The organism is Rhizobium alarense, assembly GCF_021555155.1.
GTDB classification, from domain to species: domain Bacteria; phylum Pseudomonadota; class Alphaproteobacteria; order Rhizobiales; family Rhizobiaceae; genus Rhizobium_D; species Rhizobium_D alarense.
On sequence record NZ_JAKGBU010000005.1, the window covers coordinates 1 to 12754 of the forward strand.

Here is a 12754-nt window from a genome sequence, read left to right on the forward strand (position 1 = left end):
CGATTGGACACGCAACCGCGCCGACAGGTAGAGAGCTGAAAGGTATCGGCCACGTGTTCACGGATGCCACGCCCGTCACCTCCGCAAGTCGGATATTTACGTGACTAAGCCATCGGTCCACATCGGTATGTTGAAGTTCGCTCTAGGACTCGATGCTAGCCGATGCCAGGCAGCAGGCTTCCAACGCGGTACCCTTAAATACGTCGCCGGCGTTCTCTGCCGCTTCCAAATTGGCTCGCATTCGGTGAACGTCCGACCACGTGAATTCCTTTATCGCGATAAAGAGAAAGCCAAGTTGATATTCTGAAGGCAATTGCGCCTTGAATTCTTCCAATGTCCTGAAGATAGCCGCACACAGCCTTCTCGTGTCGCGAATGGCATTGGCCTCGATCCTATCCCACATCCTTTGTTCCGGATGTTTGTGAATATGCATCTTGTTTCCTCCGTCATCCCGGCAGCACCTTGTGCCAAAGCAGCGCGTCCGCCGGAATGCAATCGACGGGGCCGTACTGGTATTGTGCAGAGGATCTTGCCTCTGTCGCAAGAGGCTGACCACCTACGAGAAGTCACGTTCGCCATCAGGATTGATGGCCATCTTCCCGCTGGATTCGCGATCTACTGGAAAATCTGCAGCGGTTTTCTTCGGGGGGCACCGGGCCAGACGTGTTCGCGCGTGCGAAAGCACGGGCGTGGCAATTTACTATCAAGCGCCCAGCGGTTCACGCGATCTCGACCCAGATGGCTACTCTGCTAGCAGTCTCGGATGTCACAAGCACAACCGTCAACTGACATCCGAATGGGAACAGATCCGGGCTCGACATGGGCTGTAATTCACCGGGGCCTTGACGCCTTCCTCGATGTTCTTTATTCGTTCCCGCCATGAACACGTTCGCGCGCCACTCGATACGAATACGCTGACGCACTCCGGCTATGTCCGGTGCCACCCGTACTGCGTTTTGTTTCCGAGGGATGCCATGAAGAGTGTCTCGAATGACCGGAGGGACGATGCTGTCCCGCACAAGGTCACGCTCTCTCCGACCTATACCCCGCTGGCGACCATCAAGTGCGATGGCCCCGCCAAGTTCCGATCCCAGCAGGCGAGGGACTTCGCCTGCCTGCTTGATCTTGATCCTGATGTCGCCCGATGGAACACGACGCCGCCGCTGCTTCGGAATGCTGATGACGAATATCAGCTCGACTTCCTCGTGCTGACCGGGGAGGGCGGATCCTTCCTGATCGACGTCGGCCAGGAGGAGCCTTCGTCGCCGGTCTGGCTATCGAGTGCAATCGAATCCATGGGGTATCGCTACCGCCCCGTGGCTATGATCGACTTCGCCGGCAGCTTCCGCCTGCGGAACGCGAAGGACCTTCTCCGCTACGGCTTCTATAGAGCGCCGCTTGGCGACAGGATTCGTCTGCTGGCCGGCCTCAAGGAAATGGGATCGCTCACTATCGCGGAATGCCTCTCGGCGATCCAGGAAGGGCGGCCGATGCCGACATTGGCCTCGCTCATTCTCCAAGGATTCCTGGAGATCGATCTCGACGAAGCCCTGATCAGCCCGGAAACGCAGGTTCGCCGGATACGGGGATGACGTGACGCAATCAAACGCCAGCAATCGTCATTTCTAATCCTGGAACACTCCAATGAAAAACATCTCTCGCGACGGGCACGACTTCTCGCTGCCCGAATTCCTTGCGTATGCATCCATCAGCGGTGCAATGCGGCCATTCAAGCGTGCCACGCGGTATGCCATCGGACTCATCGTTCCCGACTGGGATCGGAGGGTCACCTACATGCGGGCGGCGCTCGTGGTGATCGACCGGGAACTGGATTTCCGCTTCCGGGATCAGGTTAAGGCTTTCGATGACGAGAAGACTGAATCCTCGATCGAGTCCGTGATGGACATGCTCCAGAACACGAAGACGATCATCCTTTTCAAGTCGTCGGAAGCGATCCCTTCAGATCTCCGACACGCTCTCGATGCAATCGTACAGGTTCCGCCTCCCGATAGTCGCTTGGTGCGCGGCGTGGTTCGGTGGGCATACGGCATCGGGGTCACCGAGCAGCAGGCGGAGTCCCTCGCAAAATCCAACTGGAAACGCCTAAAGCTCGCGATGACACGCGGCCGGCCAATCTCGCGCGTGTTCGCAGTCCTCGAAAAGATGGCGCAGGAGGAGCCGTCAGCACCGAAGCAGGCGAAAGATCCCGAAGCGCTCTCGGATATCCGTCTCGAAGACATGGAGGGCTACGGCGAAGCCAAGGAGTGGGGCCTTGAGCTTGCGCGCGATCTCGCCGACTGGCGCGCGGGTACGATCTCGTGGGAGGATGTCGACAAGGGAGTGCTTCTGTCCGGCCCGCCGGGGACGGGGAAGACAATGTTCGCGCGCGCGCTCGCCGCCTCATGCCATGTAAAGCTTATCGCAACCTCGTATGCCAAGTGGCAGGCAAGGGGATATCTCAACGACTTCCTGAAGGCGATGCAGAAGAGCTTCAAGGAAGCTAGAGATGCCGCGCCGGCAATCCTGTTCATCGACGAGATCGACGCATTCGGATCTCGGGATGATGCTCAGGGCAGCAATGCTTCCTACGACATCAAGGCAATCAATGGCCTCCTGGAGCAACTCGACGGCATCGAGGGTAGGGAGGGCGTAATCGTCGTTGCTGCCTGCAACCATCCCAAGATGGTCGACGCCGCCATCCTGCGAGCGGGACGACTCGACCGTCATGTAGTGATTTCGCTCCCGGATCAGCACTCCCGCGAGGCCATCTTCAGAATGCATCTGCTCGAGAGCCTTGGTGTCGAGGACTATCGTGACTTTGCGGCGGCGACTGCGGGTCTATCTGGAGCCGAGATCCAGAAGATCGTACGCAACGCCCGCAGGTCAGCACGGCGGCGGCGCGGACCGATCACGAGGGCCGATGTGATCCTTCATCTGCCCTTCATGGCGGACATCCCTCCGAACATCTTGAAGGCGAGTGCGGTCCATGAGATCGGGCACGCAGTCGTCGGCGTAGCCCTCGGCATGGATCTCGTGAGAGTTTCCATCGCCGGCCGTATCAGGGTCGATAGCAGTCTGCAGTCCCTGGGTCAGGCGCGCTTCAGACGAGGCACATGGATTCGCAGGACGAAGGAGCACTATCTCGATCTGATTGCCATGACGATGGCCGGCATGGCTGCGGAAGAAGTCTTCCTGGGAGGTCACGATGATGGCGTCGCAGGCAACGAGGGATCCGACCTCTTCGAGGCGACGAAGACGGCCATCGCCTTGGAGCGATCATATGGGATGGGCGAAAAGCTTGCCTCCTACGGAGACCTCCGCCGACGACACTTCGAGGGCTTCGGGCATTTCGATCCTATGTTGCTGGTGCGGGTCGACTGCATTCTGCAAGAGCAACTTGATCGCGCGAAAGAAATCCTCGCACGGCATCGGAAGGCGTGCTCGATCTTGACCGATGAACTGGCTTCGCGACTGGAGCTCCCGGGGCAGGAGGTGTTGGACGCGCTCGACGGGGAGGACGAGAACAGGCCCCGATGGTCCGCCTAGCGACTTCAATTAACGTCCGAACAACCATCCTAAAATCCCTCGACGCTTCGGCGGCGGGGGCTCAGAAGCGGCGGCCCTTTCCTCTTCGATCTCGCGATGAAGGTTCCCGAATAATTTCTCCATCCGCTCATCGCGTTCTTGTTTCTCCTCGGCCTTGACGCGCATTATGTCATTGGCCAGCATCTCCCCGTAAAGTTCTGCCGCCGTCGAATGATCTCTCGGCTCTCCCCATAGTTCGCGCATCCACTTCCTGTCAGTCGGGCCAAGGAGCTCAAGCCGATCACAGCCAATGCGGTCATAGGAGAGATTGAGTGTGGAAAGCCGCGCGTATGGAACGCGTTGGATATAGCCATACCCAGCGTAGCTAGACATCGACGCCAGATGATGGAGCTCCCGAAGGTGATCTTCGTATCCCACCTTCTCCTTGCGGGCCTTCCGAATCTTCAGCCGCAGCGCGACGGCCATCTCTCTCCAGGCGGCGGGCAGCGGAAGGTGACGTCGTGCCATAGCGTAGCGCTGATCTGCATCGTCCTTGATCCGATTGAGCGCGTCGTACCAAAACTCTCCGTTCTCGGGAGCCGGGCCTTCGGCCTGAGCCACGAAAGTTCCGTCGGCTTGCTCACTGCTAGCCATTTCCCACATGCCGCGGTCGAGCGTGCGGGCCTCTTCCTCAGTAGCCGTGTCGACCCAAGTTGCGATCTTCGTCACTGCCTCCCCCATCCTCGAAGTTCGAGAAACCACGCCTTTCTCGGTCCCTTAACGGAACATTGATTCTTGCCGTACATTATCCCACTTTACGTGTCACTTTACATCGCTATAACATCGGAATCACGGAAGAGAGGGAGCCGCCATGACCAAGACTTTTGATCCGCTGTTTGGCGACTTCATCGAACATGTCCCGCTGAAGTCTGCGCCACTTGTTAAAGTGCTTGCCCAAGTGCGCTTCCCGGATGTGACCGTTAATCCGGATAGGGAGTTCATCTCCGGATTCCAGAAAGCCATCCGCAAGACGTATCCGCAGTTTGTTGAAGAAGCCACGCAGAACATCGCCATCGGGCCGAACGGGATCAACGTGACGCCATCGGTCGTGTGGCGGTTCATCGATGCCACCAGCATGTGGCGCGTTTCTGTCACGCCAACATTCTTGTCGCTGGAGACGCGCAAGTATCAGTCTGGAGCGGACTTCGCATCGCGGTTCAAGCAGTTGCTTATGAACCTGGGCGAAACGATCGCGCCGAGCCACGTTTCCCGCATCGGGATCCGTTATGTCGATCAAGTCGAGGCAACAGACGGACTGGATGTGAATGAATTGCTGGAACCCCATATGGTGGAGATCGCAAGCAGGCTCAGCAACGTCCGGCACATGATTTCGGAAGTCGAAGCACCTTCAAAGGAAGGTTCAGTGCTCGCGCGCTGGGGACATCTGCCAAGTCAGGGATCCCATGACCCCGAAATCATGCCACCAGTGAACAATCCCTCGTGGTTCCTCGACGTGGATTCATTCTCTAGTTACGAATCAAATCTTCTGGATTACGATCCAGAAAAAGTAAGTGCGATCACCCACGATCTCGCAAACAGAGCTTACAACCTATTCAGGTGGTGCGTGAACGATCACTTCCTTGAGAAATTTGGAAAGGGTGCCTGATGTCAGCCTTGCAGCGAGTTAAGCGTAGTTCATACGATTGGACCCGCGGCTCCTCATCGCGTGGAGGATCGTTGGGATACATCCTGGTTGATGACAACGTCATCGAGAGATTGACGCAGCGAGCAACGTCAAGTTCCGATACGCTGAAAGAGCTGCCCACGATCGGAACGCTGCTGAAGAGCGGCACCGCACCGCGGGCGAATGTCATTACGGTGTCCGATGAACAGCGGAATGTGCCGGCGTATCTTGCGACCATCAAGCGGATCACTGGCTTCTCGTGGGAGAAGATCGGCGTTCTGCTCGGGTGCACCCGGCAGACGGTCTACAACTGGACCCAGGGCGAAGCGGTCAAGCCGGAGAATGCCCGGCAGGTGGCGGCGCTGCATGAGACGATCAGCTACGTCGACCGCGGCAGTCATGCAGAGACCGTCGCGCTCCTCGAACGCGAGTTCGGTGGCAGATCGCTTCTTAATGTGATCAAGGATGGCGAGTTCGCCGTGGCCCGCAGGCTTGCCGGGAAGGGATCCGGCCGGCCGGCTTCGACTTGGACGAAGATGCAGCCCCAGAAGGCCTCCGGAAGACAGGATCACTGGACCGACCGAGTTGCCGCTCAGATCGAAGATCCTGTTGACGATGGCGCGGCCTTCGTTCCCAATAAGATCGTCAAGAAGGTGAGATTCAAGCTGAAGTAATACGGCATGGCGGATTCGGATGGCTCGGTGGAAGGACTCACCGACGAGGAAATGACGGCGCTCTCCGCGTGGAGGCAGGGCGACTACACTCTCCAATGGGCGCATTTCCCCGTTGTCACCGACACCACCGAAGAGGACGTGGAAATCGGCTTCGATGTTGCCGTCGGCTGGGTCGTCGTCACACAGACCTGCGATATCGTGAACTGCGGGCGAAACAAAGACTACGTCACGATCTGCCCGATTATCGAAGCCGACGACCGCCTCCTGAAGGATGTCATCAACGGTGTGACACCCGCGGCGGCCATTCTCGAGCTCCGGGAGCAGGATCACCACGTCATCGACCTAGGACGGGCCGCCAGCATTCACAAAAGGGTCTTGGCCAATCTTCCGCGCAAGGACGGCTTCAGCAGCGACATGTGCCGCAGCGTGCTCCAGCAGTCTCTTGAGCGGCGTTTCGGCCGCTTCGCCTTCCCTGACTGGCTCAGCACCGGACCTCTCAGGCAGCTCCGGGACCGGGCACGCGAGAAGCACAAGTCGGGCGGCCCCGTCGGCGACGTCTACAAAGCGATCGATGAGTTCCGCGTCCGCGGGAATCCTGATCTCGAGAGCCATGGATCCGCCATCGGGTTCTATGCTGTCGTGGATCCCGAGAAAGAGAAGAAGACCACGCGTAAGGCTATCCAGGACGAGTTTAAAGCCCTTTCCGCCAAGTTCGACTGGCCTGAGGTGTACGTCAAGGAGGATGAATTCTTCACCGTGATGACGCTCGACGAGATGTCGGCGAGGCAGTTCCGGGAAAGCCATTCTGTGGATCTCGACTTCATCTCGAACGTCAAGTCCAACGGTAGCAACTAGGCCTGCTCGACGCTTTCTAAGGCTAGACTGTCGTCCTCACCTGTTGGGGAGAAGGTTCTTCAGGAGCAATTCGAGCGGGCGAAGGCGATCCCGGAGGAACACAGGGCCGCAGTCGGCTTCTGTCGAAACGGCGCGGATATTTACCCACCATATTTCGCCCGGAACCGATGAATAAGGGCTGTCCTGGGTCGTAAGCCCGAAAATCTGCTTGCCCAGCCGAAAATCGGGTAGTTTCCCCCTACGAAACAGAGAAATCCTTTAAGTCGAAACCGACATTGTCTCCCGAAAAACGGGCAGGGATACAGCAATGTCGTTTCAGAATAATCCAAACATCATCAAGGTCACCGGCACGGTGCGGGAGATCAACGGCAGATCGTTCCTCGGACGCAACGGCGTGGATGACATCGATGACGTGTGGCATTTCGCCTCCATCGTCATCGAAGACGCAAATGGCGGACTTCTGAAATTCGAGCGCGTCACTACCAATGAAAAGATCGATGCGGAGATTGAGATCGGCAACACTGCCACGTTCTATTTCCGCCGAATCCAGGGATGGAAGAAATCGGTATTCCACATTGTTGCCACCGAGAGCGAAGTCCGTGGCAACAACTATTTCTCGCTTGTCCGGACGATAGACGTGCTCAAGCAGAGACTGGTCGCGATCGGCATCCTGCCCATTGCATACCTACTGGGATGGATTTTCGTCGGACTTCCAGTCAGCTACATCTTCGGCACCAAACTCGCCTCTTGGCTGGTGTTGATCGTGCCAGGTTTCCTGTTCTATTTCCTCGCCATCCATCATTCCAACCCGGCCAGCGTTCGGAAGGACTCCCTGGCTGTGCGGAAAGAGCTTGAGCGTTCTCGCGTCGGCCAGAAATTCGCCGGCCGCGAACTGAAGACGGTGTGAACGGAGATGGCGAAGTTTGACAGAAACGCTGCACATCGGGCCATCGTCACGCTCTTCGGTGGCTTCCTGGGCATTTCCATTCTGGCATCCGCCGTGATCCTCGCATTCATCATTCTCAGCACTGTAGGCGCGCCGCTGTGGGCCTCATGGTCGGCGCATACGTCGCGTTTGGAACTTGAAAAGGAGCGCGTCGCCCGTATAGAGAAAGCCGCCCAAGAGAATAGCTTTCAGGTTGTTTGCTCGGATTATTTCGAAGCGTCGTTTCTGGACAGATGGATTGGTGGATACAGGAGGCTCTCATGGTGCGAGGACTATCGGGACAGGATTCCTGGTGCATCCTGAACAGAATGCTTTGCGGGCGGAATCAGAAATCCTGCCCACCAAGGCTGGCGATGCCCGCTGAAATCGCCAGCACCACGAGCTGGGTGATGTTCCTGGCGCGAAACCGGGATTTTAACCGCTCGATCCTGTGCTCGATCGTCCGCGCCGATAGATTGGCCGCGGTGGCGACTTCGCGTGTCGATGCTCCTTCCGCCAGCAGTTGCAGGATCGCAAGGTCGGCATCGTCCAGGCCGTCGGTTCGTGGCCCTGTCGGCAGCAGGAAGCGTATGTCGAGTAGCCCGATGCACCATGAACTCAGGCCAGCCGAATTCTTCTGCGGCAGAATGATCCGGTCATAGGCCACGTGCATGTCGAGGATCCTCGTCACGATGCACCTCATCGCCGGGCGCTGTCGTTTGGCGGCGTCGGCATAGGCCGGAACCACGATTCCCTGCAGGTAGTGCTGGTCCGGGAAGTCGGATAATGAGCCTCGACGTTGCAAGAGGTGCAGGCTGGCAAATCCAGTCGGCAGGTCGTAGCCCTTGATGAAATCGAGATGGAATTCTTCGGGTTTCCCCGACTGGATATTGATCACGAGCAGGATCATGTTCGCCCGCAGCATTCCGCGGAAGGGGCCATAGAGACTTTCCGGATCGGCAAGCCCATCGGGGCTGGAAATCCACGAATCCATGAGAAGCCGGGAAATCTGCTTGAAGGTTGCCGGCCGCTTCATCGTCGGCATCCGGTGGCAACACGATCAGCATGAAGGGACAGAAACCAACGGTTTTGTCACGACGCATGGAGTTCTTTTGTTCCATGCATAAGCCTCTGTGAATGTTGCCTATAATGCTTTTCCTGCACCCCTGTCCGCCAGTACCGCGAATCCGTTCGTTTCTGTCAAGGCAGTCCGGGGACGCAGGATGGATTTGGAAGGATTCATGGCGAGGATTGGATATGCGAGGGTGTCGACGGCGGACCAGCATCTGGATTTGCAGAGAAATGCCCTCCTGAAAGCGGGCTGCGTGAAGGTCTTCGAGGATCATGGTGTATCCGGAACCCAGGACGCGAGATTCGGACTGTCCTCAACCATGAAGGCGCTTCGGAAAGGCGATGTGCTGGTCGTCTGGCGGCTGGATCGTCTGGGCAGGTCGATCCGGCACCTGATTACCGTGATCGAGAAATTGCGGCGGCGTGGCATCGGCTTTCTTTCCCTGACGGAGAACATCGACACGTCGTCGGCGGGCGGGAAGCTGATCTTTCACATCCTCGCAGCGCTTGCCGAATTCGAGAAGTCGTTGATCCGCGAAAGGACGATCGCGGGTATCGAGGCAGCGAAGGCCCGCGGGAAGTACCCCGGAAGGCGACCAGCGCTGACCGAAACGCAATGTTTTGAAATCCGTGCGGCGATCGATTCAGGATCATCAGTCCAGGATGTTGCCCGTCGATACAATGTCCATCCCAGGACCGTCGTCCGAGGGATTGAGCGTCTGGAACTGGCGCAAGCCTCCTGAAGCGGCTCTACCGGAACAGACTGAGAAGAGCCTGCGGCTGGGAGTTGGCAATCTGAAGGCTCTGGATGGCGAGTTGCTGTTGCGTTTGCAGGGCATTCATGCGCGTCGAGACCTCCTCCATGTCGGCGTCGATGAGCCGGGATACGCCCCTGTCGATCGAGTCCATCAGGTTGTCGAGGAAATCAGCCTGAATGGAGTTTCGCTTCTCGAGCGATCCGAGGACGGAGCCGGCTCCCGTGAGCTTCGTGAGCATCGCCTCGATCCCCGTGAGATAGTAATCGAGGTTTGCGCCGGGCGTCGTGATGTCGACGTCGAGGAGGCCGAAGTTGGGCAGGCCGCCAAAGCCGTCATAGGCAGGGCCGATGCCGATCGAGGTCTTGCTTCCCGATGCCTTGTTAATGGTCTCGTCCGCCTCGTAGAGAATGTAGCCTCCTGCATTCGTCACCGTCACGCCGACATTCTGCGCCTGCATCGCAGCGTTGAGGACGGTCACGAGGTCGTCGGCCGAGGTCACGTCGCCCGTCGTCGTTCCCAGAGCCTGGTCGACTGTGTCGCGGGTGATCTCCAGTGTCGTCGTCGTGCCGTTGATCCTGATGGGCACATAGAGCTGCGCGGTGCTGTGGACGTTGAACGGTTCGTCCCAGTAACTCACGACCGATGGGCGCGAGCCATAGTTCGTTCCGGTCGCCGCAAGGCCGCCGGTCTTCCCGTCCGCCAGCGTCGAGGAGACATTGAGTACCTGGATCGATGATCCTGTCAGGCCGGAGGTCTCGAGGGACAGGAGGGCGTATCCGTCGGTTGTGCCGCTTCGGCTGGCGAACTGCGCCCCCAGGGGGATGATCGCCTCGCGGACGAGCCATGCGAACTGGTCGCGAGAGAAGATCACGCCGTTCAGGGTCGGATAGACCTGATCCATGAGGGTCCGGTTGAGCGTCACGCTCACGGTGGTTCCGCCGCCGGGGGAAGTCGTGTTGGACGGGTCGTCGGCATCGAGGACCATTTGGAAGGTGATCGCGGTCGAGTCGTCGGTGAAGACGAGTGGGCCGTCGAAGTTGAAGCTCTGGATTGCTCCGCCGCCATAGGTGAAGGTGTCGGTGTTGCGCAGGCCGCCGATCGTTCCGGGGCTGCGGTCGTCCTTCTGGAGGATGCCGCCTCCGGTGGTGTTGAAAAGCGCGATGGCCGCGAGATCGACCTCGCTCGTGCTGACGCTCACGGAGGAGCCGTTCCGGACGAAGCCAGTCGTGAGGGTAGTGCTGCTGTCCGACTGGTCGTAGATGTTGGCAATGTTGGTGTTGAGCCAGTTCTGGCCGCTGAAGCTCGCAGATGTCGCGATCGACGTCGCCTGCTGCTTGAGCTGCTCCAGTTCGCCCTGGATTTTCGTCCTGTCGACTCCGGATTCCATGGCTGCGACGATCCTGGACTTGAACGCGTCGACCACTTCGATGGTGGCCTCGATGCCGGCATAGGCCGTGTCGATCTTCGCCGCTCCGAAGGTCATCGCGTCCTGGGCCGCCGACATCGCACTGGCATCCGACCGCATGGTTGTCGAAATGGACCAGTACGCTGCATTGTCGACGGCAGTGCTGATCCTGTACCCGGACGAAACCATGGCCTGGTTCCGGTCCAACTGGCCGTTAATCGTTCGCAACGTGGCCAGCGCCATCGCCGCCGATGTGTTTGTCAGGATACTCGTCATGATGATGCCGCTGAAAATGGATCGGTTTAAATCGGCATCGTCATGAACCCGTGCGCGGTAACTCCGCTGTCAAACTATGTTCGGACGGCGTTAACGAAGGCGGCAAAACGGCAGGGGGAAATTACCCTGATTGAAAGCTAGCGCAGCCGTGCTGGATTTGTTTCTCGAGGTGTCCGAGAGGACTAATTCAATTTTGAAACATGTGAACGGGCGGGTGAGTGCTTCAACCTTTGACATCTCTTATAAATTGAAAATACTGTTGCCCTGTTACTTTTGGCTGCTGGACTTTGTTTTGTTTGATGCGTGACCAATTTGCCTTTTAGGAGGCATTGCACCCGATGTCGCCGGCGGCCAATCTTATTGAATGACTGGTGAGGTTGGGGAATTGAGTGGGAGAGGGCAAAGTGAGCCGCCGATGCTCGCGGTGGCGCGGATGGCTGCGCGTGCGCTATCCGGCGTACTTCCAGAAGGCAGTGATCTGGGCCAAGTCTGCCTCGATCTAAAGCCATACGACATCAAAGCGGTTGAAGATCTTCGGGCGCGGCTGGCAACGCTAAAGGCCAGCGAGCGCAACTACTGGATCGGGACGCTCTACACGCTTATGATCTCGCCGGAGGCCCGTCGCACCCAGGCGGCCTATTTTACGCCCCCCGATCTGGCAGAGGCGGTTATAGATCTATCGATCGAACAAGGATTCGATCTTCGCCGACACGACGTCCTTGATCCTGCAGCAGGGGGAGCGGCATTCCTCTCCCTGATCGCCGAAAGGATGCGTGCCGAAGACATCGATCCGATCAATATTGCGTACAGGCTCAACGGAGTCGAGATCGATCATTGCCTTGCGGAGATGTCCGAATCCTTAGTCGCTGAACAGCTTGGTGGATTGAGGAAGCGGCAGATCGTCACCACTAGGGATAGCCTGCGCACGGAGTTTCCGGCATCTTATGACCTTGTGATCGCTAATCCCCCATATGGCAGGATAACGCCGAAGGATTTAAGTGACGATCACTGGATGAAAGTGGCCCATAGCGGTCACATCAACAAATACGCTGTCTTTACCGAGTTATGTTTCCGGGTTGCCAAGCCAGGGGGGCTCGTCGCGCTCGTCATGCCATCGAGCTTCCGAGGTGGCCCGCTCTACGATCGAATGCGATCTTTCATCGCTAGCCAAGGCCAAATCCTTGCTCTGGGTACGGTAACCAACCGTGAGGACGTGTTTGCCGACGTGACACAGGACATAAGCGTGCTTCTGGTAAGAAAGGGCTCTGCACACAGGTCGAGTGCCCCGGTCAAGTTCCCGTCCTTCACCGCCGGAGGCATGGCCCGACCAGTCCCAGCAGGGCCGCTGCCGTCCAACATGTCTTCTCCATGGCTTGCTCCCTGGGATTCGATAAAGGAAAGAGGTGGCTGCACGATTGCCGCCTATGGTGCTTCTGCCAAGGCCGGATATTTTGTCTGGAATCGTTCGCAGGATAAGTTCTGCGAGTCCTCGGATCCCCAAGCGTTTCCTCTGATTTGGGCGAAGAACGTGAGGCCAGGCAAGGAATGCGTACCGCAGAACCGCAAAGGTGACGGAGTCGA

General features: G+C 58.1%; 13 protein-coding genes. 9 read left to right on the plus strand and 4 right to left on the minus strand.

Annotation, left to right across the window (positions count from 1 at the left end; genetic code table 11):
• Positions 1 to 142: 142 nt before the first annotated feature.
• On the minus strand, positions 143 to 433 hold the full coding sequence (locus LXM94_RS02540; RefSeq protein ID WP_235769580.1) for a hypothetical protein: 291 nt from the start codon (positions 431 to 433) through the stop codon (positions 143 to 145).
• Between the two features lie 424 nt (positions 434 to 857).
• Here LXM94_RS02540 and LXM94_RS02545 point away from each other — a divergent pair, with 424 nt between their 5' ends.
• Positions 858 to 1592: a hypothetical protein gene (locus tag LXM94_RS02545; RefSeq protein ID WP_235769581.1), complete on the plus strand. Its 735-nt coding sequence runs from the start codon at positions 858 to 860 to the stop codon at positions 1590 to 1592.
• Positions 1593 to 1644: 52 nt separating this feature from the next.
• Positions 1645 to 3546 (plus strand): AAA family ATPase, encoded by a 1902-nt coding sequence (locus tag LXM94_RS02550; protein WP_235769582.1) that lies wholly within the window; start codon positions 1645 to 1647, stop codon positions 3544 to 3546.
• A gap of 9 nt (positions 3547 to 3555) precedes the next feature.
• On the opposite strand, the gene LXM94_RS02555 is transcribed toward LXM94_RS02550, so the two are convergent.
• Complete coding sequence (locus LXM94_RS02555; RefSeq protein WP_235769583.1) at positions 3556 to 4254, minus strand: hypothetical protein; 699 nt, start codon at positions 4252 to 4254, stop codon at positions 3556 to 3558.
• A 142-nt stretch (positions 4255 to 4396) separates the two neighbouring features.
• Between LXM94_RS02555 and LXM94_RS02560 the strand changes: the two genes are divergently transcribed.
• The 5 genes from LXM94_RS02560 (at position 4397) to LXM94_RS02580 (ending at position 7987) form a co-directional block, all read left to right on the plus strand.
• Entirely contained in the window at positions 4397 to 5191 is a 795-nt protein-coding gene (locus LXM94_RS02560) for a TIGR04255 family protein (protein ID WP_235769584.1), read from the plus strand.
• A gap of 71 nt (positions 5192 to 5262) precedes the next feature.
• Positions 5263 to 5883 carry a hypothetical protein gene (locus tag LXM94_RS02565; protein ID WP_235769585.1) on the plus strand — a complete coding sequence of 207 codons (621 nt, stop codon included), beginning with the start codon at positions 5263 to 5265 and terminating at the stop codon, positions 5881 to 5883.
• A gap of 27 nt (positions 5884 to 5910) precedes the next feature.
• Entirely contained in the window at positions 5911 to 6738 is an 828-nt protein-coding gene (locus tag LXM94_RS02570; RefSeq protein ID WP_235769586.1) for a hypothetical protein, read from the plus strand.
• Positions 6739 to 7045: 307 nt separating this feature from the next.
• Complete coding sequence (locus LXM94_RS02575; RefSeq protein ID WP_235769587.1) at positions 7046 to 7645, plus strand: hypothetical protein; 600 nt, start codon at positions 7046 to 7048, stop codon at positions 7643 to 7645.
• Positions 7646 to 7651: 6 nt separating this feature from the next.
• Positions 7652 to 7987 (plus strand): hypothetical protein, encoded by a 336-nt coding sequence (locus LXM94_RS02580; RefSeq protein ID WP_235769588.1) that lies wholly within the window; start codon positions 7652 to 7654, stop codon positions 7985 to 7987.
• 22 nt (positions 7988 to 8009) lie between these two features.
• On the opposite strand, the gene LXM94_RS02585 is transcribed toward LXM94_RS02580, so the two are convergent.
• A complete protein-coding gene (locus LXM94_RS02585; protein WP_235769589.1) occupies positions 8010 to 8699 on the minus strand; it encodes a response regulator transcription factor in 690 nt (229 codons plus the stop codon).
• 205 nt (positions 8700 to 8904) lie between these two features.
• Between LXM94_RS02585 and LXM94_RS02590 the strand changes: the two genes are divergently transcribed.
• Positions 8905 to 9477, plus strand: a complete 573-nt coding sequence (locus LXM94_RS02590) for a recombinase family protein (protein WP_235769590.1) — start codon at positions 8905 to 8907, stop codon at positions 9475 to 9477.
• Positions 9478 to 9484: 7 nt separating this feature from the next.
• On the opposite strand, the gene LXM94_RS02595 is transcribed toward LXM94_RS02590, so the two are convergent.
• On the minus strand, positions 9485 to 11173 hold the full coding sequence (locus tag LXM94_RS02595) for a flagellin N-terminal helical domain-containing protein (RefSeq protein ID WP_329605580.1): 1689 nt from the start codon (positions 11171 to 11173) through the stop codon (positions 9485 to 9487).
• Positions 11174 to 11588: 415 nt separating this feature from the next.
• Here LXM94_RS02595 and LXM94_RS02600 point away from each other — a divergent pair.
• Positions 11589 to 12754, plus strand: a 1166-nt coding sequence (locus LXM94_RS02600; RefSeq protein ID WP_235769591.1) for an N-6 DNA methylase, incomplete at its 3' end; no start/stop codon positions are given.